Here is a 25329-nt window from a genome sequence, read left to right as displayed (position 1 = left end):
TGATACGTTGAGATCACAACGACGCGGGGTGGAGCAGCTCGGTAGCTCGCTGGGCTCATAACCCAGAGGTCGCAGGTTCAAATCCTGTCCCCGCTACTCAACGCCGAAGGCCTGGATCCACACGGATCCGGGCCTTCGTCATGCGACGTCATACGTTTCGGTGCGATCCCGAAGAAGGCCGGGTCGCGCGGCCCATGTAGGGAACCTGTGTGCTTGAGTTTGACTTGTCGTTGTGTCGGGAAGTCGACAAACCGCTGAAGTGACCTCCACTGGCTGCGGTATACCAGGTGTACGCGGGTTACAGGTGATGCGACGATGGGTCTTATGGGGGACAAGGCAAGGTTGTTGGAGACGGACCGCTTTGCGCACGCGCCCGACGACGGGCGCGAATCCGAGCTGCAGATGGACGCGATGGAAGCCGCCGAGGCGTCCGACGCGGTGACCGAGACCGGCCACCGCCGCGCCGCCGAGGCGGGCGACACCGCCGCGATGAGCGCGCTCGGCGCCATGCTGCTGCGCCGCGGTGACCTCGACGGCGCCGAGCCGCATCTGCGCTCCGCGGCCGCCGCCGGGGACCGGGCCGCGGCCAACAACCTCGGCGTCCTGCTCCACCAGCGCGGCTACGGGGACGAGGCGGCCGGCTGGTGGCGGATCGCGGCCGTCGCCGGTTCCGCCGCGGCGGCCCACGCCCTCGGCCGGCACTACCGCGAGCGCGGCGACGAACCGGCCGCCGAGTACTGGCTGCGCCAGTCCGCCGAGTCCGGCCACTGCCTGGGCGCGTACGCCCTCGCCGACCTGCTGGAGCACCGCGGTGACATCGGCGCCGAGCGCTGGTTCCGCGCCGCCGCCGAACGCGGCCACCGCGAGGCGGCGTACCGTCTCGCCCGGCTCGTCGAGGACGGCCGCGACACCGACCGCCGGACGGTGCCCGCGTACGGCGAGCTCAGCCGGCAGGAGGAGGCCGAGCAGTGGTACCGCCAGGCCGCCGCGCGCGGCCACCGCAGGGCCGCGCTGCAGCTGGGTGTGCTCCTGGAGGACCGCGGCGACATCCAGGAGGCCGGCCGCTGGTACCTGTCCGCCGCCAAGGACGGCGAGGCCCGCGCCGCCTGTGCGCTGGGGTACCTGCTGCGCGACGCCGGTGACGAGGAGAGCGCCGCGGAATGGTGGCGGCGGGCGGCCCAGGACGGCGACGGCAACGCCGCCAACGCACTGGGCGCGCTGCACGCCGACCGCGGTGAGGTGCAGAGCGCCGAGCGCTGGTACCGCGTCGCGCTGGAGGCCGGTGACGTCAACGGCGCCTACAACATCGGGCTGCTCTGCGCCGAGCAGGGCCGGGCCGGGCGCGGTGAGCAGTGGTACCGCCGGGCCGCCTACGCCGGGCACCGCGAAGCCGCCAACGCCCTGGCGATCCTGCTGCTGCAGCGTGGTGACGCCTCGGGGGCCGAGCCGTGGTTCTCCAAGGCGGCCGAGGCGGGCAGCGTGGACGCCGCGTTCAACCTGGGGATCCTCTTCGCCGGCCGCGGCGACGAGCGGATGGCGCAGGTCTGGTACGAGCGGGCGGCCGCGGCCGGGCACACCGAGGCGGCGCTGCAGGTCGGGATCGTGCAGCAGCGGGACGGCCTCCTGCGGGACGCGGAGCGCAGTCTGCGCTGTGCGGCCGACGGCGGCAGCGCCGAGGCGGCCTTCCGGCTCGCCGATCTGCTCGACCGCAAGGCCTCGGCGGCCGGCGACGGGCCGGCGGACGGTGAGCGGGCGGCCGACGACGAGAGCCTGCAGTGGTACGAGCGAGCCGCCCGGCAGGGCCACCGCCGCGCCCAGGTCCGGATGGGCATGTTCGCGGCGGCCCGTGGGGACATCACCGAGGCCGCCGGCTGGTACCGCGCGGCGGCCGAGGCCGGCAGCCGTAACGGCGCCTTCAACCTCGGACTGCTGCTGGCCCGTGAGGGCAGCCTGTCCGAGGCGGCCCTGTGGTGGCGGCGCGCCGCCGAGGGCGGACACGGCCGGGCCGCACTCCGGCTCGCGCTGCTCGCCGCCCGGCGCGGCGCGCTCGCCGAGGCGCAGACCTGGTGCGCGCGAGCCGTCGACCTCGGCCCCCCGGAGGTCGCCGAACGCGCGGCCCGGCTCCGTACGGCGCTCCAGGACGAGCTGAGCGCGTAGGGCGGGCTGGCGGCACGCAGCCGGGCCCTGTGGGCCAGGACCGGAGCCGGGCCTTCGGGCCGCTCATGGACCGGTCCCCGGGCCGGCTCATGGACCGGTCTCCGGGCCGGTGCCGAAGGGGGAACCTTGGGCGCGGGAAGGGATTTGCGCTGGTCGTCGGGCCGGGGTTAGAGTGTGGGCACAACGACGCGGGGTGGAGCAGCTCGGTAGCTCGCTGGGCTCATAACCCAGAGGTCGCAGGTTCAAATCCTGTCCCCGCTACTGATGGACTGAGGCCCGGATCCGATGGATCCGGGCCTCAGTCGTGTCTTCGCCTCAGTCGTGTCTTCGCCTCAGTCGTGTTTTCGAGGGCCGGGGTGTCCTGTCGGGCGGCCCCGGCGCCGCGTCGGCCGGTGGAGGGGGCTCGTGCGGGACGCGACGTGCGGGACGCGAGGCGAGTCCCGCGGGGCGGGGGCGCCGGGGTCAGGAGTCGTCGTTGCAGGTGGGGCAGATGCCCCGGTAGGTCACGGTGACCTCGGAGACCTGGAAGCCATAGCGCTCCGGCTCGGGGAGGGCGGAGAGCGGGTCGCCGTGGACGTGGACATCGCGGATCGTGCCGCACCGTGAGCAGATGAGGTGCTGGTGGTCGTGGTGGGCGTTGGGGTCGTAGCGCTTGGCCCGGCCGTCCGTGCTCACCTCGAGCACCTCGCCGAGCGCGACCAGCTCGCCGAGGGTGTTGTAGACCGTGGCACGGGAGATCTCGGGAAGGCGGTCGGACGCCAGCGCGTGGACCTCGTCGGCGGTGTAGTGGACGTGGTCCCCGTCGAGGACCTCGGCGACCACGCGTCGTTGTGCGGTCAGCCGCCAGCCGCGTCCCCGGAGCCGTTCCAGCAGGTCACTCATGCCAATCACCTATCAGTCAGATAGAGCCAGGGTAGCAGTGGCCGGTCCATCGCCGGATCGCGTACGACTTTCGTGCACTTCTTGACTTAGACAATGTCCAATGTAGGATCGGGTTCGGCTCAGGCCAAGGGCAGGCGAAGAACACTTTCAGGAGGCGCACGTGTCGGTAGACACCACCAGCGGACCGCTGACCACGGAGTCCGGTGCTCCGGTCGCGGACAACCAGAACAGCGAGTCGGCCGGTATCGGCGGACCCGGCCTCATCCAGGACCAGCTCCTGATAGAGAAGCTCGCGCACTTCAACCGCGAGCGCATACCGGAGCGCATCGTGCACGCCCGTGGTGCCGCCGCCTACGGCACGTTCACGGTGACCGCGGATGTGACCAGGTACACCCGCGCGGCGTTCCTCTCCGAGGTCGGCAAGCAGACCGAGACGTTCCTGCGCTTCTCGACGGTCGCGGGCAACCTCGGCTCGGCGGACGCGGTGCGCGACCCGCGCGGCTTCGCGCTGAAGTTCTACACCGAGGACGGCAACTACGACCTCGTCGGGAACAACACCCCGGTGTTCTTCATCAAGGACGCCATCAAGTTCCCCGACTTCATCCACACGCAGAAGCGCGACCCGTACACGGGCTCGCAGGAGGCCGACAACGTCTGGGACTTCTGGGGGCTGTCGCCCGAGTCCACGCACCAGGTGACCTGGCTGTTCGGCGACCGCGGCATCCCCGCCTCGTACCGCCACATGAACGGCTACGGCTCGCACACCTTCCAGTGGAACAACGCCGCCGGTGAGGTCTTCTGGGTCAAGTACCACTTCAAGACCGACCAGGGCATCAGGAACCTCACGCAGGGCGAGGCCGACAAGCTCGCCGGCGAGGACCCGGACAGCCACCAGCGCGACCTGCGCGAGGCGATCGAGCGCGGCGAGTTCCCGACCTGGACCGTGCAGGTGCAGATCATGCCCGCGGCCGAGGCGGCCGCCTACCGCTTCAACCCGTTCGACCTGACCAAGGTCTGGCCGCACGAGGACTACCCGCCGATCGAGATCGGCAAGCTGGAGCTCAACCGCAACCCGCAGAACATCTTCGCCGAGGTCGAGCAGTCGATCTTCTCCCCGCACCACTTCGTGCCGGGCATCGGCCCGTCCCCCGACAAGATGCTCCAGGGCCGCCTCTTCGCGTACGGCGACGCGCACCGCTACCGCGTCGGCATCAACGCCGACCATCTGCCGGTCAACCGTCCGCACGCCACCGAGGCGCGTACCCACGGCCGGGACGGTGTGCTCTACGACGGCCGGCACGGCGGCCGGAAGAACTACGAGCCCAACAGCTTCGGCGGCCCGGTCCAGACCGGTGAGCCGCTGTGGCGGCCGCTCCCGGTCACCGGCGCCACCGGTGACCACGCGGCGGCCTCGCACCCCGAGGACAACGACTTCGTCCAGGCCGGCAACCTCTACCGGCTGATGTCGGAGGCCGAGCGGGAGCGCCTGATCAACAACCTGGCGGGCTTCATCGCCAAGGTGTCGCGCGACGATATCGCCGAGCGCGCGATCGCCAACTTCCGCAAGGCGGACGCGGATTACGGCAAGCGGCTGGAGGCCGCGGTCCAGGCCCTGCGCGGCTGACCGGGCGCATGCCGTAAGGCCGGGGGCCGGTTCCCGATCGGGGAGCCGGCCCCCGGATTCCCCATGGGCGGGCCGGAGGGGCTACTGCGACGCGGCGCAGGCCACCTGAACGCGCAGCAGGTCGCGTACGGAGACCACGCCGACGGGTTCCCCGCCGTCGAGGACGATCAGATGCCGGAAGCCGCCGCGCGCCATGGCCTCGGCGGCATCGTCCAGGGTCCATTCCGGTGTGGCGAAGACGACGTCGGGGGTGGTGTGGCTCTGGGCGGTCTCCCGGTCGGGATTCTCGCCCGCGCCGAGGGAGTTGAGGATGTCGCGCTCGGTGAGGATGCCGATGCCGCTGTTGTCGCTGTCGAGGACCACGGCCGCGCCGACGCGGCGGGCCGCCATCAACTGGGCTGCCTGGCGGAGGGTGTGAGCGGGCCCGATGGTGAGGATCACCGTGCTCATGGCGTCCTTGACGTACATGGGCATGGAGTGGAGCCACCTCCTTGGTGAATGTGAACTCGGCGTGAACCTGGTGAAGGTGAGCTTGAGAAGGGGTTCACAAGTTCACAAAGTCCGGGATTCTCATGTTCACATGCCGCGGTGCGGCACAACAAGGGGCAGGCATCCGGACATGTGTCCGTCACCTGCCCCTTTCGCCCGCTCCGCCGCGGGCCGGTGTCCGTGCTCGCCGAGTGTCAGCGCTTGCTGTCGCCGAGGTAGCTCAGCAGATCCTCGTGCAGCAGCCCGTTGGAGGCCGCCGCGTTGCCGCTGTGCGGGCCCGGCTTGCCGTCCAGGCCGGAGAACTGCCCGCCGGCCTCCTTGACCACCACGGCGCAGGCCGCCATGTCCCACAGGGACAGCTCCGGCTCGGCGCAGATGTCCACCGCCCCCTCGGCGACCATCATGTACGGCCAGAAGTCGCCGTAGGCCCGGGTGCGCCAGCAGTCCCGGCTCAGGTCGAGGAACCCCGGCAGCCTGCCGCGCTCCTCCCAGCCGGTCAGCGAGGAGTACGCGAAGGACGCGTCCTGGATGCGGCCCACCTTGGACACCGCCAGCCGGGACGCGGAGGTCAGACTGCGGCCGGTGAAGGCGCCCAGCCCCTCCGCGGCCCACCAGCGGCGGTTGAGCGCCGGTGCGGAGACGATGCCGACCACCGGGCGGTCGCCGCCCTCGCCGCGCTCCATCAGCGCGATCAGCGTCGCCCAGACCGGCACCCCGCGGACGTAGTTCTTGGTGCCGTCGATCGGGTCGATGATCCAGCGGCGCGGTCCCGCGCCCTCGCTGCCGAACTCCTCGCCGAGCACCGCGTCCCGCGGCCGGGCCCGCTGGAGCTGGCCGCGGATGAGCTCCTCGGCGGCCTTGTCCGCCTCGCTCACCGGAGTCATGTCCGGTTTGGTCTCGACCTTGAGGTCGAGCGCCTTGAAGCGCTCCATGGTGGCGGCGTCCGCGGCGTCGGCGAGCACATGGCCGAGGCGGAGATCATCGTGATAGTCGGGCATGTGCGAACAGTATCCATAGGTATACGCCGGAGCCACACGGCCATGCCCGGCCCGGCGTGTGGCGCCCGCCGGGCGAGTGGCGGGAGCGTGTTGCCGTGACTCTTGACAGTCCCTGACGCCACGTCAATTCTGTGCGCGAACCGGCCACCCGGGCCGGCGGCTGGGGAGGGGATGGATGCCCGCAGCGCGTGAGTGCCTGCTGGACGCCGCCTATACGGCGCTGACGACCCGGACCTGGGCGTCCGTACGGATGGTCGACGTCGCGGCCGCGGCGGGGGTCTCCCGGCAGACCCTCTACAACGAGTTCGGCAGCAAGGACGGGCTGGCCCGCGCCCTGGTCCGCCGGGAGACCGACAACTACCTCGCCGGGGCCGCCCGGGCGCTGGCCCGGGGCGGCACCACGGCCGCCGGTACACCGGGCGACGCGGCGGCCCGGATGGTCGCCGCGGCCGCCTGGACGCTGCGTACCGCGCGGATCAACCCCCTGGTCAGGGCCGCGCTGACGGGCTGCTGGGGCAATCTGCTGCCGGACCCGGCGGTGGTGCCGGCGGCCCCCGCGCCGGACCGGGCGGGGCGGCCGGACGGCGTGGCCGCTCAGCGCACCCGGCCGTCCGCGCCGACCGTGCGGTCCTCGAACGGGCCGCTGCCCGGTCCCGCCGAGCTCGTCGGCCGGCTCTGCGACCAGGCGGTCGCCGCACTGGAACCCGACTGGCCCGCGGAGCAGCTGCCCGCCCTGGGAACCGCCTGTGAGGCCGCGGCCCGGCTGACGCTGTCCTGCGTGGTCGCCCCGGCCGCGGGGACGGCGCCGGGACCGGGGCACCCGCCGGTCCGGCGGACCCGGCGGGAGGCGGAGGCGGAGGCGGAGGCGGAGGCGGTGTCGCGGCTCGTACGCGGCGCCTTCGACCGGCTGCCGGGCGGTACGGGCGGTGAGGGCGCGACAGGGGGCGGTGGCGAGCGGCCAGGACGGGGCCGGGGAGCAGGACGGGGCAGAGGAGTCCCAAGAGGCTGACGGGCCGTCATGGGTCATGGGTCCATCATGGGTTCATGGCGGCACGAGTCCGGAGATCAGCCTCCCGGCCCCGGCGGCCTCAATGCCCCGACCCCGACAGCTGCAGCCCGATCGCGCCCACGATGACCAGCGTGATCGAGACGATCTTGAGGGTGGAGACCAGGTCGCCGAGGAAGACCATGCCGTAGATCGCCGTGCCGGCCGCGCCCAGCCCCGTCCAGACCGCGTAGGCCGGGCCGATGTCGAGCCTGCGCAGGGCCAGCGTCAGCAGACCGAAGCTGCCCAGTGCGAAGGCGGCGAAGGCGATGGTCGGATAGAGGCGGGTGAATCCGTGTGACAGCTTCAGGCAGACCGCGAAGCCGGTCTCCAGCACCCCCGCCACCACGACCAGCAGCCACGACCACGCCATACCCATGCCTCCGTCAGCTGGATGCTGGATGCTGGATGAGTGATGACGGGCCCTGGCCCTGCCGTCGAACTCCCGCCTGGGCGCCTTCCCGCCCTCACTCACCAGGGCCCCGGCCGCGCGGTCGGGGCCCGTTGACCGGTTCACCGGCCGTGGTGTGATTATGCAGTTGTCCCGGCCGGGCGGGGGTGAACGCCGGGGATCAGTCGCCCTCGCGTCGCTCGCGGGTCGACAGCAGGCGCCGCAGCGAGTAGAGCCGGGCCGGGTCGGCGTGCCCGTCGGCGACCCACTCGTCCAGTGCGCAGTCCTGCTCGTCGTGGCTGCAGGCGCGCGGGCACTCGACGGTGCCCGGCTCCAGGTCGGGGAAGGCGTGGATGACGCGGGACGGGTCGATATGGGCCAGCCCGAAGGAGCGCACTCCCGGGGTGTCGATGACCCAGCCCGAGTCGCCGGGGAGGGGGAGGGCCAGCGCCGAGGTGGTGGTGTGCCGGCCCCGGCCGGTGACCGCGTTGACGTGGCCGGTGGCCCGGCGGCGGTCCGGGACCAGCGCGTTGACCAGGGTCGTCTTGCCGACGCCGGAGTGTCCGACGAACGCCGTCATCCGGCCCTTCAGCGCCTCCCGTACCCGCTCGGCGGCGCTGCCGTCGGTGAGTTCCTCGCGGTTGGTGACGACGTACGGGACGCCCAGCGCGCCGTAGGACTCCAGCAGCGTGTCCGGGGACGCCAGGTCGGACTTGGTCAGCACCAGCAGCGGGTCCAGGCCCGCGTCGTAGGCGGCGACCAGACAGCGGTCGATCAGCCGGGGCCGCGGCTCGGGGTCGGCGAGCGCGGTCACGATGGCGAGCTGGTCGGCGTTGGCGACCACGACGCGCTCGTACGGGTCGTCGTCGTCGGCCGTTCGGCGCAGTGTCGAGGTGCGCGGTTCGACCCGGACGATCCGGGCGAGGGTGTCCTTGGCGCCGCTCAGATCGCCGACGACGGCGACCCGGTCGCCGACCACCGCGCTCTTGCGGCCCAGTTCGCGGGCCTTCATCGCGGTGACCGTGCGGTCCTCGATGAGGCAGGTCAGCCGGCCGCGGTCGACGGTCAGGACCAGGCCCTCGGCCGCGTCCTCGTGCTTGGGGCGGATGTTCGTACGGGGCCGGTTGCCCTTCCGGTTGGGCCGGACGCGGACGTCGTCCTCATCGGGGTTCTTGCCGTAGCGGCGCATGGCGGCCGGTCCTCAGGCTCTCCGGGCGGGGACGGCCGCGGGATCGAGCATCTCCGTCCACATCGCGGGGAAGTCGGGCAGGGTCTTGGCCGTCGTGGCGACGTTCTCCACCTCCACGCCCTTGACCGCGAGGCCGAGCACCGCCGCGGCGGTGGCCAGCCGGTGGTCCTCGTAGGTGTGGAAGACCCCGCCGTGCAGCGGTCGCGGCCGGATGTGCAGACCGTCCGCGGTCTCGGTGACGTCGCCGCCGAGCTCGTTGATCTCCTTGGTGAGCGCGGCCAGCCGGTCGGTCTCGTGCAGCCGCAGGTGGGCGACGCCGCGCAGGGTGGTCGGGGAGTCGGCGAGCGCGGCGACCGCGGCGATGCCCGGCGTCAGCTCACCGACCTCGCCCAGGTCGACGTCGATGCCGTGGATCCGGCCGCTGCCGGTGAAGGTGAGGCCGTGTTCGGTCAGCTCGCAGGAGCCGCCCATGGTGGTGAAGATCTCGCGCAGCGCGTCACCGGGCTGGGTGGTGTGCTCGGGCCAGTCCGGGATGGTGACCCGTCCGCCGGTGACCAGCGCCGCGGCCAGGAACGGCTGGGCGTTGGACAGGTCCGGCTCGACGACCAGATCGCGGCCGAGCAGTGCGCCGGGTGTGACCCGCCAGACGTTCGGCTCCCCGCCGGCCTCCGGGGTGTCGACCTGCGCGCCGACGCTGCGCAGCATGTCGACGGTCATCCGGATGTGCGGCATGGACGGCAGCGCCGCGCCGACGTGCCGGACCTCGACACCCTGGTTGAAGCGCGGCGCGGACAGCAGCAGGGCACTGACGAACTGGGAGGACGAGGACGCGTCGATCTCGACCGCGCCGCCGTCCAGGGCGCCGCCGCCGTGGACCGTCATCGGGAGCGCCCCGCGGTTGTCGTCGTCGATACGGGCGCCCAGGGCGCGCAGCGCGTCGATGACACCGCCGAGCGGGCGCTCGTAGGAGCGCGGGTCGCCGTCGAAGCGGACCGGGCCGTCGGCGAGCGCGGCGACCGGCGGCAGGAAGCGCATGACCGTTCCGGCGTTGCCGACGTCGACGGTGGCCGGGCCGTGCAGGCCGGCCGGGATGATCCGCCAGGCCTCGCCGCCCCCGGACTGCGCGGCGGTGTCCGCGGAGCCGTCGGAGCTGGAGGAGGCGGTCTCCTCGATACCGACGCCCAGGGTGCGCAGCGCCTCGGCCATCAGGAGCGTGTCACGGGAGCGCAGAGGACGGCGGAGCCAGCCGGGCTCGGACGAGAGCGCGGCCAGGACCAGGCCGCGGTTGGTGACCGATTTCGAGCCGGGAACGGTGACGGTCGCGTCGACGGCCCCGGAGGCGAGGGGGGCGTGCCACAGGGCGGGATGTACGGGGCTCTCGGTCATGCCCCTTACTTTAATGGCTGGGCACGGCGCCCCATCTTGATCAAAAGTGGCGCAACCCATCCGAAACATGGCACTGGTAGTGCGCTCGCGTGCGGGCGGCTCGCGTCCGGTGGAACCGGTTCCGGGCGGACGCCGGACGACGCGACGTCCAGGCGGCTCTTCCCGGCGACGTCATACGCCGAGCAGCCAGCGCCCGCCGCCGATCAGCGAGCACAGCGTCACCACATGGAAGAGGCCGAGCCAGACGGCCGCCGGGACGTTCGTCAGCCGCGCCAGCTGGTCCGGATCCGAGTCCCCGGCCCCTCCCCGGCGCCGCTTGCCCTGCAGCTCGAAGGGCGGCCGTACCCCGCCCAGCAGCAGGAACCACACCACCGCGTACCCGAAGGCCGCCTGCACCTCCGCCGCCGTCAGCCAGGAGACGAGTACGAACGCGGTGCCCGTCAGGACGACGGTGAGCACCCCGTAGGCGTTGCGGATCATGACCAGCATCACCAGCAGCAGCGCGGTGGCGCCCCACAGCAGCGCCGTGATGTGCCCCGCGGCGAGCAGCGCCGCACCGGCCAGGCCCAGCAGGGACGGCGCGATATAACCGGCGGCCGCGGTCAGCACCATGCCGAGCCCGGTCGGTTTGCCCCGCGAGACGGTCAGCCCCGAGGTGTCGGAGTGCAGCCGGATGCCCTCCAGCCGACGCCCGGTGACCAGGGCGATCAGCCCGTGCCCGCCTTCGTGCGCGATGGTGACGGCGTTCCGCGAGAGCCGCCAGGCGGTGCGCGGGACCACGGCACCCAGGGCGAGCACCGCCGTGGCGATCACCAGCCAGAGCGACGGAGCGGGCTGGGTTCCGACGACTCGGTCCCATATGCCGGTGAGGTGGCCGGTGTCCATATCTCTCCTTCGTCGGGCATGGCAGTGTGGCATGCATGTGCGGTAGGTATGCGGCGAGCCGTCGCCCCGAGGACCTGGCAGGGATTTTCGGCGTTCAGCGGTGGGAGCCGGAGGAGACGCTGGCGCCCAGCTGGAACGTGGCTCCGACGGACAGCGTGCACGCGGTGCTCGAACGCCCCCTCAAGGGCGAGGCGGCCGCCGGTTTCCCGCCGGGGCCGGTGCGCCAGCTGCGGACGCTGAAGTGGGGCCTGGTCCCGTCGTGGTCGAAATCGCCCGAGGGCGCCGCGCGGATGATCAACGCACGGGCCGAGACGGTGCACGAGAAGCCGTCCTTCCGCCAGGCCTTCGCCGCCCGCCGCTGTCTGCTCCCTGGTGACGGCTACTTCGAGTGGGTCACCGGTGCCGCCGAACGGCAGCTGGAGGAGCGGGGCCGGAAGAAGCGGCCCCGCAAACAGCCGTACTTCGTGACGCCCGCGGACGGCTCCGTGATGGCGATGGCCGGCCTGTACGAGTTCTGGCGGGACGCGACCCTGCCCGGTGACCACCCGCTGGCCTGGTGGGTGACCTGCACGGTCGTCACCACCGAGGCCGAGACCACGCCGCTGGCCGGTGCGGGCGGTGGCGAGGGCCCGCAGTCCCTGGCCGACATCCATCCCCGGATGCCGCTGGTGCTGACGCCGGACCGCTGGGACGCCTGGCTCGACCCGGCCCGTACGGACCCCGAGGAGCTGCGGGCGCTGCTGGCGCCCCCGCCGCCCGGACTGATGCGGGCGTACCCCGTGTCCACCGAGGTCAGCAACGTCCGCAACAACGGCCCCGAGCTGATCACCGAGCTCGACGCACCCGAGGTCGGCACGCTGTTCTGAGGCGCCCCCGGTGCCGGTGTTCTGAGGCACCCCGGTGCCGGCCGCCGAGGCGCCTCCCGCGTGCTGTGCCGCCCTTCCCGCCACGGGCCGGGCAGGATGGGGCGTATGAGTACTGGGGCGCATGCAGGGGCGAACGCAGAGTCGATGGCAGGGGCCGCGGAGACCGAGACGGTCGTGACACCGGCGGGCGATGCCCGGATCACCTGGTACCGGGCCGCGGAACCGGCCCGGGCGGTGGTGGCCCTGGGCCACGGCGCCGGCGGCGGGATCGAGGCACGCGATCTGCGGGCCCTGGCGGCCGCGCTGCCGGCCCGTGGCTACACCGTGGCGCTGGTCGAGCAGCCGTGGCGGGTGGCGGGCAAGAAGGTGGCGCCCGCGCCCAGGACCCTGGACGCGGGGTGGACCGCGCTGTGGCCGGCGCTGGCGAAGCCGGGCCTGCCCGTGGTGGCCGGCGGCCGGAGCGCGGGGGCCCGGGTGGCCTGCCGGACGGCACGCGAGCTGGGCGCCGAGGCCGTACTGGCGCTCAGTTTCCCGCTGCACCCTCCGGGCCGGCCGGAGAAGTCCCGGGCGGACGAGCTGACCGGCGCCGGGGTGCCGACGCTGGTCGTCCAGGGCGGCCGGGACCCGTTCGGCCGCCCGGAGGAGTTCCCGCCGGGGACCGCGATCACCGAGGTGCCGTACGGCGACCACGGTTTCGCCGTGCCGAAGTCGGCGGGTGTCGGCGAGCCGGAGTCGATGGCTGTGATCACGGACGCGGTGGCCGCCTGGCTCGACGGGATGCCGGGCTGATCCGCGGCTGTCGCGGAAGCCGAAGAAAACAGCAGAAAACAGCCGTGGAAGCCGCAGAATCCGAAGGGCCGCGGAAGCCGGAGAAAAGGCGGCCCGGTCGGGAATGATCCGGCGGACCGTGCTGTTGAGCCTGTCGTACGCACTCGAGTACGTCCGGTGAAGCACGAGAACGGGAGTCCGCCGCATGGGAATCGCTTGCCCGGCCCGCACGGCCGCTGACCTGCCGTGGTCGCAGATGCGGGTGGCTCAGCCCGCCCTGGCTGGAGCGGCGGCGGCACCGGATCGTCGTCTATTCTCCGAATCGGGTGGGTCTGTTTCCGGATCCGCGACGGTGTTGGAGGAGGTGGGTTCGGTCACCGGTACCGACGCAGGGGCCGACGGCACGACTGAGGAGCAGTCCGCGCGCCGCCAGGAGAGCGTGGCCGAACGCAACGCGCGCTTCGAACGGGACGCCCTCACCTTCCTGGACCAGATGTACTCCGCCGCACTGCGCATGACGCGCAATCCGACGGACGCCGAGGACCTGGTGCAGGAGACCTATGCCAAGGCGTACGCGTCCTTCCACCAGTTCCGGGAGGGCACCAACCTCAAGGCCTGGCTCTACCGCATCCTCACCAACACCTTCATCAACTCCTACCGCAAGAAGCAGCGGGAGCCGCAGCGCAGCGCCGCCGACGAGATCGAGGACTGGCAGCTGGCGCGCGCCGAGTCGCATATGTCGACGGGTCTGCGCTCCGCCGAGTCCATGGCGCTCGACCACCTCCCCGACTCGGACGTGAAGGCCGCTCTCCAGGCGATCCCGGAGGAATTCCGTATCGCCGTGTACCTCGCGGATGTCGAGGGCTTTGCGTACAAGGAGATCGCGGACATCATGGGGACACCCATCGGCACGGTGATGTCGCGGCTGCATCGTGGGCGGCGCCAGCTGCGCGGGATGCTGGAGGATTACGCCCGTGAGCGCGGGCTGGTTCCGGCGGGGGCGGCGGCCGCGGACCCGGAGGCCGCGCGCACGTCGGAGTCGCACGACCGGAAAGGCTCGGGATCATGAGCTGCGGAGAGCCGCACGAGAAGGACTGCTCAGAGGTCCTCGACCACCTCTACGAGTATCTCGACCGCGAGATGCCCGCCGGGGAGTGCGCGGAGTTCCAGGAACACCTTGACGAATGCCATCCGTGTCTGGAGAAGTACGGTCTGGAACAGGCCGTCAAGAAGCTCGTCAAGCGCTGCTGCGGCCATGACGACGTCCCCAGCGATCTGCGCTCCAAGGTCATGGGCAGGATCGAGCTCATCCGGGCCGGCGAGGCCGTCCCCGAGGTGAACGTGCTCGATCAGGCCCGGCACGAACAGGCACAGCGGGAGCAGGCCGAGGCGGCGGCCGCTTCCCCGCAGGCGGCCGACCGGTCCGAGGAGACCGGCGGCGCCGGCACCACCGGCACCGCCGATGCGCGCACCGACGCCGACGCTGACGCCGACGCCGCCCGCTAGGGGGCGCGATCGGGCAGCGGTTCACCCTAAGGGGTGAGGGGCGGGGCGATTCCTCCCGCCCGATCCGTTGATGGGCCCTTCCCGGCGCCCCGGCGCCTCTATTCTCGCCGAACCCCGATGCCGCGCGGACGGGACAGCAGTCCGCATGCGAGGGGCACCGTGAGGAGGGCGCGATGCGGGAACTTCCGGGGGCCGCGCGATGGTATGTCGGCTGTGCGGCCCTGGCCGCGGTGCTGTGTGCCGCTCCTGCCTTACGGCTCGGCGCCGACGCCCCCTGGAGCAGCGCCCTGGCCCTGGCCGTCCTCTACGCACTGTGCGAACAGGCCCGCCGCTGCCCGCCGTTGGGCGGGAGCCGGGTGCCGTACGGCGGGGACGCCGGCCCGGGGCCCGGAGGGTTCCCCGCCCGCTGGGCGAGCCCCGTTCTGCTCGCGGCGGCCGGGCTGCTGCCCCCGCCGCTGGCGGCCCTGGCCGCCGTCCCCGGGGCCCTGTTCGCCCCCGCCGAGGAGCGCGCGGCCGCCGCCCGCAGGGTCTGGCACGCCGCTGAGCTGGCGCTCGCCTGTTACGCGGCCGCCCGGATCTTCCGGGCCGTCTGCCACCACCCGCTGTCCGCACCGCAGTTCCCCGCTCTGCTGCTGTCGGCCGCGGCTGCCGCGGCGGCCTTCTGCGCGGTGCTCTCCGCGCTTGACGGCGGGGTGCTGATCGTCGCCGAGCGGCACCCCGTACGCACCGCCTGGCGCGGACCGCTGACCCGCGCGCTGGGGCCGTACCTGGTGCACGGTCCGGCCGGGCTGATGATGGCGGTGCTGTGGTGCAGCCCGTACGGGCCGCCGGCGGCGCTGCTGGTCCTGCTGCCGATCTACCTCTCCTGCTGGGTCTTCGACCGGTACCACCGCGAACGCGCCGCCCACCGGGCCACGGTCCGCGCCCTCGTACAGGCCGTGGACCTCAAGGACCGCTACACCCGTGGGCACAGCGAACGGGTCGGCCGGGCCTCGGTGATGATCGCCAGGGAGCTGGGTATGGCGGAGGACCGGATGGAGGTGCTCAGGTTCGCCGGCACCCTGCACGATGTCGGCAAACTCGGCGTGCCCACCCGGCTGTTGCGCAAGGACGGGCCGCTCACCCCGGAGGAGCGCCGGGCCATCGAGCTGCATCCGGAGTACGGGCACGAGATCGTGCGCGGTATCGGCTTCCTGGGGGAGGCACGGTCGGCGATCCTGCACCACCATGAGCGGCTGGACGGCCGGGGCTACCCCTACGGACTGAAGGGACGTCAGATTCCGGAATTCGCACGGGTGGTGGCGGTCGCCGACGCCTTCGACGCGATGACCTCCACCCGCTCCTACCGGCGGGCCAGGCCGGTACCGGCGGCGCTCGCCGAGCTGCGCCGGTGCGCCGGTGCGCAGTTCGACCCGCGGATGGTGCGGGCGCTGGCGGCGTCGCTGGAACGGTACGGCTGGCATCCCGGCCCCGGCCCCGGTTCCGGGCCCGGCCTGGTGGCGGCGGAGGAGGCGGAGGCGGAGACGGCTGCGGCCGCGGAGCTGGTCGCGGTGCGGGACGGGACGCGGGACGGAGTGCGCGGCGGAATGCGCGGCCCTAGAGGAAACGTCACATCTGAGGGGCCGGCCGGGGCGGGTGGCGTGGCAGCGCGGGACGTGACCGTGGCTGTGGCGCCCGCGCCCGTACCGGAGGAGTCCGTACCGGAGGCCCTCGTACGGGAGCGGGTCGCATCTTCCGGACCCTCACACCCCTCACGCCCCTCAGGCCCCTCAGGCCCCGCAGATTCCGCCGGTCCTTCCGGTCCTTCCGGCCCCTCCGGCCTTTCCGGCCCCTCCGCCCCCTCCGGTCAGGGCGGTGGCCGATGACGCCCGCGCCCGACGCGCCCGAGGAGCCCCCTGACGCCAGGCGGCGGCCCGGGGGCTCGCCGGCTCCCGGCCGTCGCGGCGTCTCCGCCGTTCGCGGCCGGGTCGCGGCCGCCACCGTCCACGCCCCCGCCGCCGCCCTGGCGTGCTGGTCGCTGGGCCGGACGCTCTGGGACGGCCTGGCCCAGCCGGGCATCGCGCTGGCCTTCGGGGCGCTGATCGCGCTCGGCGAGCTGGCGGGACGGTGCGGCCCGGGAGCGTCCACCGGGAACGGACGGGCATCGTCCACCGGGTACGGGCGGGCATCGTCCACCGGGTACGGGCGGGCGCCGGAGGAGCGGGAGGGCGCACCGCTCGCCGCGGCCGGGGCGCTGGCGTACGCACTGCTCGGCGAGGCCGGCGGACGGCCGGCGGCGCACGGCGTCCCGCAGACCGTGGCCGTCGTCCTGGCGGCCGGCCTGGTGGGACTCGTCCCGCGGGCCGCTCGCGGCCGCGGGCCCGCGCTGGACCCCCTGGCCCGCCGGGTGCTGACCGCCGGCTTCGCCGCCACCTGCTGCCAACCTCTCCACGCCACCGGGGCGTTGGACGGCCGGCCGGTCTCCGGGCCGGCCCACCCGCTCTTCCTGGTCGCCCTGCTGGCGCTGACCACGTTGTGCGACGCGGTACTGGCGGCCACGCTGGCCCGGGCCCGTACCGGCCGGCCGTACGGGCCGCTGCTGCGCGACGAGTTGCGGGCGCTGCCCGGACCCGGCACCGCCGTCTGCGCCACGGGGGTGGTGATCGCGCTGGGCACCGCCGTCGCCGGGCTCTGGGCGCTGCCGGTGTGCTGTCTGCCACTGCTGCTCACCCAGTTCGCCTTCCACCGGTTCACGGTGGTTCGCACCACCTGCCGCCAGACCGTCGCCTCGCTGGCCCGCTCGACCGAGATCGCCGGGTACACCCCGCGCGGCCACGCCCGCCGGGTGGCCACGCTCAGCCGCGCGGTGGGCCGTGAACTCGGCCTGACCGCACCGGACCTGGAGGTGCTGGAGTACGCCGCGCTGATGCACGACATCGGCCAGCTCTCGCTGCTGGACCCGGTGCCGGGCGGTGCCACCGCCGCGCTGCCGCCCGCCGAGCAGCGCCGGATCGCCCTGCTGGGCGGTGCCGTTGTCCGGCAGACCGGGGCCCCCGCCGAGGTCGCGGTGATCGTCGAGCGGCAGGCCGATCCGTACCGGGACCAGCCGGTCACGGCGCGTATCGTCCGTACCGTCAACGCCTACGACGACCTGTCCGGCGGGAGCGCGGGGCCCGGCGGACGGCTGCGTGCCCTGGCACGGCTGCGGCTGGCCACCGCGCGGGACCATGAGCCCGGAGTCGTCGAGGCGCTCGCCCGGGTCCTGGCGCGCGACGGCCGGGCCGGCTGAAGCCCCGGGGCGCCCGGGGCGTACGGAACGTGTGGAGGTGCGCCGGGGGCGCGGAACGGGGCACGGGCCGGGGCCCCGCCCCCGGGCACCGCCCCGAGGCGCGGGCGCATGCCTGGGGGCGGGAACCCTGGGCAGAATCTGGGAAGAATCCCTGTGCGGGGGTCCGCGGCGACGCCACGGCACCGTGGCCGATGTCATGGAACCCATGGGTAATGAGCGCCCCGCGAGAGGGGCATGGTTGGATGCGAAGGAAGCCCCTCGCAGGGGGATTCAGGGGGTCGGCGAAGAGCGACGGGCCGCCGGGGGCGCAGCAAACCAGGCTGAGCTCGACGGCAATCTGTGGCAGGTTGTCGAGTGGGCCCCCAAATAGGGCCCGGGCGCCGCTCGGGGCACCACCGGGGCGGCATCGAGAGCAACCAGCAGGCGGGAATCGTGAGGATCTTCGGCAAGGTACGGCACCGGCCCTCCGCCTCGTGGCGGCAGGCGACCGACCGCGCTTTCACGCTGATCGGCGACGGCCGTTACGAGGACGCGGGCGCGCTGCTGACCCGCGCCGCGGACCTGGAGCCGTGGCTGTCGGAGTCCTGGTTCAACCTCGCTCTGCTGCACAAGTTCCGGCACGACTGGGAGCAGGCGCGGGCCGCCGGGCTGCGCGCGGTCGCGCTGCTGGACCGTGAGACCGGGGCGCCCGACTGGTGGAACGTCGGGATCGCCGCCACCGCCCTGCAGGACTGGCCGCTGGCCCGTCGCGCCTGGCAGGCGTACGGCCTGAAGGTCCCCGGCGAGGGCTCCCCGTCCGGCGAACCGCTCGGCATGGCCCTGGGCAGCGCCGCCGTCCGGCTCTCCCCGGAGGGCGAGGCCGAGGTGGTCTGGGGCCGCCGGCTGGACCCGGCCCGTATCGAGGTGCTCTCCATCCCGCTGCCGTCCTCGGGGCGGCGCTGGGGTGAGGTGGTGCTGCACGACGGTGTCCCGCACGGTGAGCGCACCACGGCCGCCGGTGCCGGCGGTGCCACCAGGGCGTATCCGGTCTTCGACGAGATCGAGCTGTGGGCGCCCTCCCCGGTCCCCACCTGGGTGGTGCTGCTGGAGGCCGCCACGGAGGCCGACCGGGACGCCCTGGAGCGGCTGGCGGCCGACGCCGGTTTCGCCGCCGAGGACTGGTCGTCCTCCGTGCGGCTGCTGTGCCGCACCTGCTCGGAGAGCCGGATGCCCAGCGACGAGGGCGACGGCGAGCACCTGGACCCGCACGATCACAGTGAGCCGGGCCACCCCGGCCCGCTGGGCCACCGCACCGCGGGCTCGGGCTCCCTGTGGGTGCCGGAGCGCGAGTGCGGTATCGCGGCGCCGTCCGGCCTGGTCCGCGGGCTGCTGGACGGCTGGGTCGCGGACAGCCCGGACACCCGGGAATGGCGCGATCTCGAAGAGGTCTGCTGAGCCGCCTCGCGCACCCCCCGTAGGCTGTATGGGACTCAATCAGGGTTATGAGCCTCATCAGGCTTGTGAGGCGCATCAGGGTTTTGTGAGGAAGGCGTACGGCGGAGATGGCCCAGCAGCCGGTGTTTGATCAAGAGGGTGACCAGCGGGTGGACGAGGAGTTCCTCGACGACGTCACGGACGCGGCGGAGCGGGAGGCGGCCCACCGGGAGCGCGGCACCTCGCGGCCGATCACGGTCGTCGGCAATCCGGTGCTCCACAAGGAGTGCCAGGACGTCACCGAGTTCGGTGACGAGCTCGCCCAGCTGATCGACGACATGTTCGCCAGCCAGCGCACCGCCGAGGGCGTGGGCCTCGCCGCCAACCAGATCGGTGTGGACCTGAAGGTCTTCGTCTACGACTGCATGGACGACCAGGGCGTCCGGCACGTCGGCGCGATCTGCAACCCGGTGCTGGACGAGCTGCCCGCAGACCGCCGGGTGCTGGACGACTCCGGCGAGGGCTGCCTGTCCGTGCCGGGCGCGTACGCCGACCTGGCCCGGCCCGACTACGCCGTGGTGCGCGGCCAGGACGCCAAGGGCGAGCCGGTCGTCGTCCAGGGCACCGGCTACTTCGCGCGCTGTCTCCAGCACGAGACCGACCACCTCTACGGCTACCTCTACATCGACCGGCTCAGCAAGCGGGACCGCAAGGACGTGCTGAAGCAGATGGCCGAGCGGGAGCCGCGCTACCCGGTCGTCGCCAACGACTGAGGTCAGCGGCTGAGGTCAGCGGCTGAGGCCGGCGACTCAGGCCGGCGACTGAGGTCCATGCTCGGCGCGCGGGGCGTCCGGTACCGGCTGTCGGTACGGGACGCCCCGCGCGCCGTTCGCCCCTGTGGACAGGACCTGGGCCGGGCCTAGGCCGCCCGCTGGTACGCGCTCCAGATCTGTGCCGGGAGGGCGGTGCCCAGCGCCTTCTCGTCGCCGCCGACGCCCTGCAGGGGCAGCAGCTCGGGCGCCCCGGGCCGGTTGCGGAAGAGGGTGACGGCCGTGGTCGGCTCGTCCGCCCGGTCCGTACCGATGAACCACGCCGACTTCATCCGGTCGCCCGGCTCGCTGCGGCCCGCCACGACCGGCCGGCCGCCGGGCAGCCCCAGGCTCCGCCAGCCCAGTGCCTCCAGGGTCGCCGCCACCTCCTGGGCGACATCGGAGTCGAGGACCTGCTCGGGTTCGGCGCGGCCGAAGCCGCCGACCTCCTCGCCGTCGTGGGTCAGCCTGGACACCGCGTACGGGTCGGCGTGCAGCCCGCCGTTGACGAAGGTGGTGTAGGCGCTCGCCAGCCGGATCGCGCTGGGCGCGGAGGTGCCCAGCGGGAAGGTCTGCTCCAGGCGCGCCAGGCTGCCCTCGTGCAGCCCCGCGGCCACCACCAGCTCCTTGATCCGCTCCAGCCCGATCCGCTGCCCGGCCTGCACGAACGGCGGGTTCTCGGCCTTCAGCAGGGCTTCGCGCAGCGCTGCGAGCCGGCGCTCCTGGTCCGTCGAGGGCATATCGGCCGCCTCGGTGCCGTCCTCGGTCCGGTCGGCCCGCTGCTGGAGCGCGGCCGCCAGGACGAACGGTTTGAAGGCGGAGCCGGCCGGGACCGCCGTGGTGTCCGCGTTGTTGGTGAAGTGCCGGGTGGCGTCCTCGCCGCCGTAGAGCGCGACGATCGCGCCGTCCCCGGGCCGTACGGAGGCGGCGCCGAACTCCACGTGCTGGTCGGCGGCGCGCTGCCGCGGGTCGAGGCTCTTCCGGCGGACGTCCTTGACCGCCGTTTCCAGGCGGCGGGTGAGCTCTCTGTCGAAGGTGGTGTGGACGCGGTAGCCGCCCTGGGCCAGGTCCTTGTCGGTCAGTCCGGTGGCCGCTCGGACGAACTTGTTGGCCACACCGATGAGGTAGCCGGTCTGGCCGGCCTGGCTGGTGGGCTTCGACGGCGCCCGGGGCTCCGGGAACTCGGTGTATCCGGCGCGTTCTTCCTTGCTCAGCGTGCCGGTGGCGACCCGCCGGTCGAGAATCCACTTCCAGCGTTCCACGGCCCGTTCATGGTTGGCCTCGCTCAGCCCGGGGTCGTACTGTTCGGCCCCCTTCAGCAGGGCGGCCAGCAGCGCACCCTGACTGGGATTGAGGTCCTTGGCGTCGATGCCGTAGTACGCGTGGGCGGCGGCCTGGATTCCGTACGAACCTCGGCCGAACCAGCTGGTGTTGAGGTATCCGCGGAGAATCTCCCGCTTGGACTTCTGGTTGCTCACCTTCAGCGCGATGATGAATTCCCGCACCTTACGGGTCACCGTCTGGTCCTGCGAGAGATAGGTGTTCTTCACATACTGCTGGGTGATGGTGGAGCCGCCCTGGGCCTCCTCGCCGGAGAGCATATTGACCACCGCGCGGGCCAGGCCCTGGAGGGAGACGCCGGAATCGTCGTAGAAGGTGGCGTTCTCCGCCGCGATCACGGATTCCTCGACGGAGTCGGGCACCTTGTCGAGCGTGACGTTCTGCCGGTTGACGTCTCCCACGCTGACCATCTGGCTGCCGTCCGCCCAGTAGTAGACGGTGGCTTCCTTGCCGGCCAGCGCGTTCTCGTTCGGAATGTCGATCTTCGCGTAGACGACGGCGAACAGCCCCGCCAGGCAGAGCACGCAGAACGAGAGGGTGCCGAGCCACAGCCGCCATGACGGCAGCCAGCGGCGCGGGCCCTCTCGTCCCTTGCGCGGATAGTCGATGTACCGGCGACGACGCCCCTTCGTGCCTTGCATGCTCACTGAGATGCGGTGGGCCTGCGTCCCGGTTGCCGAGGTAACACAACGCTCACAATGGCGGGGTGCCCGGGCCGGAGTGCCAACGGGCCGAAGGGTTGCAGGGGCGAAGGGGCGTCGCCGGTCCGGGAGTTCTAGAACTCGTCGTCGAAGGAGACCGAGCCCTCGACCGCGACCTGGTAGGCGGAGGCCCGGCGCTCGAAGAAGTTGGTCAGCTCCTGGACGTTCTGCAGCTCCATGAAGGAGAACGGGTTCTCCGAGCCGTAGACGGGCGCGAAGCCGAGCCGCTGCAGCCGCTGGTCGGCGACGCACTGGAGGTACTCGCGCATCGACTCGGTGTTCATACCCGGCAGGCCCTCACCGCACAGGTCGCGGCCGAACTGGAGCTCCGCCTCGACGGCCTCCTGGAGCATCTCGGTGACCTGCTGCTCCAGCTTGTCGTCGAAGAGGTCGGGCTCCTCCTCGCGGACCGTGTCCACCACCGAGAACGCGAAGTCCATATGCATGGATTCGTCGCGGAACACCCAGTTGGTGCCCGTGGCGAGCCCGTGCAGCAGACCGCGCGAGCGGAACCAGTAGACGTATGCGAAGGCACCGTAGAAGAACAGGCCCTCGATGCAGGCGGCGAAGCAGATGAGGTTGAGCAGGAAGCGCCGGCGGTCGGCCTTGGTCTCCAGCCGGTCGATGCTCTCGACCGAGTCCATCCACTTGAAGCAGAACTGGGCCTTCTCCCGGATGGACGGGATGTTCTCCACCGCGGCGAAGGCGGCCGCGCGGTCGTCCGGGTCGGGGAGGTAGGTGTCCAGCAGCGTCAGATAGAACTGGACGTGCACCGCCTCCTCGAACAGCTGACGGCTCAGGTACAGCCGCGCCTCGGGGGAGTTGATGTGCTTGTAGAGGGTCAGGACCAGGTTGTTCGCCACGATCGAGTCGCCGGTGGCGAAGAAGGCCACCAGGCGGCCGATGAGGTGCTGCTCACCGGGGGAGAGCTTGGCGAGGTCGGCGACGTCCGAGTGGAGGTCGACCTCCTCTACGGTCCAGGTGTTCTTGATCGCGTCGCGGTAGCGGTCGTAGAAGTCCGGGTACCGCATGGGGCGCAGGGTCAGCTCGAAGCCCGGGTCGAGGAGGTTCTTCGTGCCGGTGGTGGCGGTGTGGGCGGCCGCCGCGTTCTTCTCGGGTGCGGTAGTCATGATTACTGGCATGCCTCGCAGGACTCGGGGTTTTCCAGGGAGCAGGCGACGGCCTCGGGGTCGGCCGCCTGCTGGGGGACGGTGGCCGCGGCGGTGGTGCCGCGGGCGGACTGGGCGATCCGGGTCGCCGGACGGGAGCGCAGGTAGTACGTGGTCTTGATGCCGCGCTTCCAGGCGTAGGCGTACATCGAGCTGAGCTTGCCGATGGTCGGCGAGGCCATGAAGAGGTTCAGCGACTGGCTCTGGTCGAGGAACGGGGTACGGGCCGCGGCCATGTCGATCAGGGCACGCTGCGGGATCTCCCAGGCGGTGCGGTACAGCGCCCGGATCTCCTCGGGGATCCAGCCGACCTCCTGCACCGAGCCGTTGGCCTCGCGCAGCGCGTCACGGGTCCGCGCGTCCCACAGCCCGTGCGCCTTGAGGTCTTCCACCAGATAGGTGTTGACCTGGAGGAACTCACCGGACAGGGTCTCCCGCTTGAACAGGTTGGAGACCTGCGGCTCGATGCACTCGTACACACCGGCGATGGAGGCGATGGTCGCGGTCGGGGCGATCGCCAGCAGCAGGGAGTTGCGCATCCCGGTCGTGGCGATACGGGCGCGCAGCGCCGCCCAGCGGTCCGCCCAGCGGGGCTCGGCGTTCGGGTAGTGGTCCGGGTGCAGCACACCGCGGGCGGTGCGGGTCGCGGACCAGGCCGGGTGCGGGCCGTGCCGCTCGGCGAGGTCGGCGGAGGCCTCGTACGCGGCGAGCATGATCCGCTCGGAGATCCGGGTGGACAGCTCCCGCGCCTCGGGCGAGTCGAAGGGCAGCCGCAGCCGGAAGAACACGTCCTGGAGGCCCATCAGGCCCAGACCCACCGGGCGCCAGCGGGAGTTGGAGGCACCCGCCTGCTCGGTCGGGTAGAAGTTGATGTCCACGACGCGGTCGAGGAAGGTGACGGCGGTGCGGACGGTGGCGTCCAGCTTCTCCCAGTCCATCACCTCGTCCCCGGTGCCGGTGCCGGTGCCGGTGCCGGCGTCCGCGGCGAGGTGCTCGGCGAGGTTGACCGACCCCAGGTTGCAGACGGCCGTCTCGCCGTCGTCGGTGACCTCCAGGATCTCGGTGCACAGGTTGGAGGAGTGCACGACCGATCCGGGCTCGGCGGTCTGGTTGGCGGTGCGGTTGGCGGCGTCCTTGAAGGTCATCCAGCCGTTGCCGGTCTGTGCCAGGGTGCGCATCATCCGGGCGTACAGGACCCGCGCCGGGATGGTCTTGACGGCCCGGCCGTCGGCCTCGGCCCTGCGGTAGGCGGCGTCGAACTCCTCGCCCCACAGGTCCACCAGCTCCGGGGCGTCCGCCGGGGAGAACAGCGACCACTCGGCGTCCGTCTCCACGCGGCGCATGAACTCGTCCGGGATCCAGTGCGCGATGTTCAGGTTGTGCGTACGGCGCGCCTCCTCACCGGTGTTGTCGCGCAGCTCCAGGAACTCCTCGATGTCCGCGTGCCAGGTCTCCAGGTAGACGCAGGCGGCGCCCTTGCGCCGGCCGCCCTGGTTCACCGCCGCGACCGAGGCGTCCAGCGTGCGCAGGAACGGCACGATGCCGTTGGAGTGCCCGTTCGTCCCGCGGATCAGCGAACCGCGGGCGCGGATGCGGGAGTACGAGAGGCCGATGCCGCCGGCGTGCTTGGAGAGCCGGGCCACCTGGTGGTACCGGTCGTAGATGGAGTCCAGCTCGTCCAGCGGCGAGTCCAGCAGATAGCACGACGACATCTGCGGGTGGCGGGTGCCGGAGTTGAAGAGGGTGGGGGAGGAGGGGAGGTAGGACAGCGAGCTGGTGAGGCGGTACAGCTCGGCGACGTCCGCGAGGGCCCTGGCGGAACGGTCCTCTGCCAGTCCGCAGGCTACCCGCAGCAGGAAGTGCTGGGGCGTCTCGATGACCTGGCGGGTGGTGGGGTGGCGCAGCAGGTAGCGGGAGTGCAGGGTGCGCAGCCCGAAGTAGCCGAAGCGGTCGTCGGCTCCTTCCGCGAGCGCGCCGTCGACCAGCGCGTCCAGCCGCTCCGCGTGCGCGCGGACGAACTCCGCCGTCTCGTCGGCGATCAGCCCCTCGCGGTGGCCGACCTCAACGGAGGCGGAGAAGGCGACCGCCCCCTGTCCGGCCGCCTCCTCCGAGATCGCGAGGGTGAGCAGGCGCGCGGCGAGCCGGGAGTACTGCGGCTCGTCACCGATCAGCCCGGCCGCGGCGTCGATGGCCAGCGACCGCAGCTCGGCCTCGTCGGAACCCGGGTGCCGGCCGCGGAGGGCGGCGGCGGCCACCTTGCCGGGGTCGGTCGCGGTGAGGTCCTCGGTCAGCCGGGTCAGGGTGCGCAGCAGGGCGACACCCGGCCCGTCCTCGGCCCGTACACCGTCGGCGGGGGTGGCAGGCGTGGTCACCGCAGGCGGCGCGGCCTCGGCGTCTGACGCGGGCTCCGTTGGCGCGATGGTCACGTGATGTCTCCCTCAC

General features: G+C 72.5%; 20 protein-coding genes, 2 tRNA genes and 1 pseudogene. 13 read left to right on the top strand and 10 right to left on the bottom strand.

Features of this window, described 5'->3' with window-relative positions; genetic code table 11:
• The first annotated feature begins 22 nt into the window (after positions 1-22).
• From ACFY12_RS02335 to ACFY12_RS02325, 3 genes are all read left to right on the top strand, one after another.
• A tRNA-Met gene (locus tag ACFY12_RS02335) sits at positions 23-96 on the top strand.
• 219 nt (positions 97-315) lie between these two features.
• Positions 316-2157 carry a tetratricopeptide repeat protein gene (locus ACFY12_RS02330; protein ID WP_390713802.1) on the top strand — a complete coding sequence of 614 codons (1842 nt, stop codon included), beginning with the start codon at positions 316-318 and terminating at the stop codon, positions 2155-2157.
• Between the two features lie 187 nt (positions 2158-2344).
• A tRNA-Met gene (locus ACFY12_RS02325) sits at positions 2345-2418 on the top strand.
• A gap of 201 nt (positions 2419-2619) precedes the next feature.
• Here ACFY12_RS02325 and ACFY12_RS02320 read toward each other — a convergent pair.
• Positions 2620-3039 (bottom strand): Fur family transcriptional regulator, encoded by a 420-nt coding sequence (locus tag ACFY12_RS02320; RefSeq protein WP_390713801.1) that lies wholly within the window; start codon positions 3037-3039, stop codon positions 2620-2622.
• A gap of 160 nt (positions 3040-3199) precedes the next feature.
• Between ACFY12_RS02320 and ACFY12_RS02315 the strand changes: the two genes are divergently transcribed.
• The gene (locus ACFY12_RS02315; RefSeq protein ID WP_390713800.1) at positions 3200-4663 is read left to right on the top strand and encodes a catalase; all 1464 of its coding nucleotides are present in this window, start codon (positions 3200-3202) and stop codon (positions 4661-4663) included.
• An 81-nt stretch (positions 4664-4744) separates the two neighbouring features.
• Here the strand turns inward: ACFY12_RS02315 and ACFY12_RS02310 are convergent, their stop codons facing one another.
• Positions 4745-5131: a cyclic nucleotide-binding/CBS domain-containing protein gene (locus ACFY12_RS02310; RefSeq protein ID WP_390714350.1), complete on the bottom strand. Its 387-nt coding sequence runs from the start codon at positions 5129-5131 to the stop codon at positions 4745-4747.
• Positions 5132-5346: 215 nt separating this feature from the next.
• Positions 5347-6150: a histidinol-phosphatase gene (hisN, locus tag ACFY12_RS02305; RefSeq protein WP_390713799.1), complete on the bottom strand. Its 804-nt coding sequence runs from the start codon at positions 6148-6150 to the stop codon at positions 5347-5349.
• Positions 6151-6325: 175 nt separating this feature from the next.
• On the opposite strand from hisN, the gene ACFY12_RS02300 reads away from it, so the two are divergent.
• On the top strand, positions 6326-7159 hold the full coding sequence (locus ACFY12_RS02300) for a TetR/AcrR family transcriptional regulator (RefSeq protein ID WP_390713798.1): 834 nt from the start codon (positions 6326-6328) through the stop codon (positions 7157-7159).
• Between the two features lie 79 nt (positions 7160-7238).
• Here ACFY12_RS02300 and ACFY12_RS02295 read toward each other — a convergent pair whose 3' ends face one another.
• From ACFY12_RS02295 to ACFY12_RS02280, 4 genes are all read right to left on the bottom strand, one after another.
• Entirely contained in the window at positions 7239-7568 is a 330-nt protein-coding gene (locus ACFY12_RS02295) for a DMT family transporter (RefSeq protein WP_390713797.1), read from the bottom strand.
• A gap of 199 nt (positions 7569-7767) precedes the next feature.
• Entirely contained in the window at positions 7768-8775 is a 1008-nt protein-coding gene (gene rsgA, locus ACFY12_RS02290; RefSeq protein ID WP_390713796.1) for a ribosome small subunit-dependent GTPase A, read from the bottom strand.
• A gap of 12 nt (positions 8776-8787) precedes the next feature.
• Positions 8788-10161: a 3-phosphoshikimate 1-carboxyvinyltransferase gene (gene aroA, locus ACFY12_RS02285; protein ID WP_390713795.1), complete on the bottom strand. Its 1374-nt coding sequence runs from the start codon at positions 10159-10161 to the stop codon at positions 8788-8790.
• A gap of 171 nt (positions 10162-10332) precedes the next feature.
• The gene (locus tag ACFY12_RS02280) at positions 10333-11046 is read right to left on the bottom strand and encodes a M50 family metallopeptidase (RefSeq protein WP_390713794.1); all 714 of its coding nucleotides are present in this window, start codon (positions 11044-11046) and stop codon (positions 10333-10335) included.
• 35 nt (positions 11047-11081) lie between these two features.
• On the opposite strand from ACFY12_RS02280, the gene ACFY12_RS02275 reads away from it, so the two are divergent.
• From ACFY12_RS02275 to def, 8 genes and pseudogenes are all read left to right on the top strand, one after another.
• Positions 11082-11912 (top strand): SOS response-associated peptidase, encoded by an 831-nt coding sequence (locus tag ACFY12_RS02275; protein ID WP_390713793.1) that lies wholly within the window; start codon positions 11082-11084, stop codon positions 11910-11912.
• Positions 11913-12056: 144 nt separating this feature from the next.
• Entirely contained in the window at positions 12057-12701 is a 645-nt protein-coding gene (locus ACFY12_RS02270) for an alpha/beta family hydrolase (protein WP_390713792.1), read from the top strand.
• A 343-nt stretch (positions 12702-13044) separates the two neighbouring features.
• Positions 13045-13749 (top strand): sigma-70 family RNA polymerase sigma factor, encoded by a 705-nt coding sequence (locus tag ACFY12_RS02265; protein ID WP_390713791.1) that lies wholly within the window; start codon positions 13045-13047, stop codon positions 13747-13749.
• Positions 13746-14186, top strand: a complete 441-nt coding sequence (rsrA, locus tag ACFY12_RS02260; protein ID WP_390713790.1) for a mycothiol system anti-sigma-R factor — start codon at positions 13746-13748, stop codon at positions 14184-14186. The genes ACFY12_RS02265 and rsrA overlap by 4 nt, the downstream gene beginning before the upstream one ends.
• Positions 14187-14359: 173 nt before the next feature.
• Positions 14360-15724: pseudogene (locus tag ACFY12_RS02255) on the top strand (HD-GYP domain-containing protein); the annotation flags it as partial.
• Between the two features lie 323 nt (positions 15725-16047).
• The gene (locus ACFY12_RS02250; RefSeq protein WP_390713789.1) at positions 16048-17454 is read left to right on the top strand and encodes an HD-GYP domain-containing protein; all 1407 of its coding nucleotides are present in this window, start codon (positions 16048-16050) and stop codon (positions 17452-17454) included.
• 432 nt (positions 17455-17886) lie between these two features.
• Positions 17887-18888, top strand: coding sequence for a tetratricopeptide repeat protein (locus ACFY12_RS02245; protein ID WP_390713788.1), 1002 nt, complete (start codon positions 17887-17889; stop codon positions 18886-18888).
• A 107-nt stretch (positions 18889-18995) separates the two neighbouring features.
• Positions 18996-19640, top strand: coding sequence for a peptide deformylase (gene def, locus ACFY12_RS02240; RefSeq protein WP_390713787.1), 645 nt, complete (start codon positions 18996-18998; stop codon positions 19638-19640).
• Between the two features lie 146 nt (positions 19641-19786).
• On the opposite strand, the gene ACFY12_RS02235 is transcribed toward def, so the two are convergent.
• From ACFY12_RS02235 to ACFY12_RS02225, 3 genes are all read right to left on the bottom strand, one after another.
• Positions 19787-21658: a transglycosylase domain-containing protein gene (locus tag ACFY12_RS02235; protein ID WP_390713786.1), complete on the bottom strand. Its 1872-nt coding sequence runs from the start codon at positions 21656-21658 to the stop codon at positions 19787-19789.
• Between the two features lie 134 nt (positions 21659-21792).
• A complete protein-coding gene (locus tag ACFY12_RS02230; protein WP_390713785.1) occupies positions 21793-22848 on the bottom strand; it encodes a ribonucleotide-diphosphate reductase subunit beta in 1056 nt (351 codons plus the stop codon).
• 2 nt (positions 22849-22850) lie between these two features.
• Entirely contained in the window at positions 22851-25313 is a 2463-nt protein-coding gene (locus tag ACFY12_RS02225) for a ribonucleoside-diphosphate reductase subunit alpha (protein WP_390713784.1), read from the bottom strand.
• Between the last annotated feature and the right edge of the window lie 16 nt (positions 25314-25329).

It is taken from the genome of Streptomyces sp. NPDC001339, from assembly GCF_042895955.1.
GTDB lineage: Bacteria > Actinomycetota > Actinomycetes > Streptomycetales > Streptomycetaceae > Streptomyces.
This window is presented reverse-complemented; position numbering and strand designations above follow the sequence as displayed.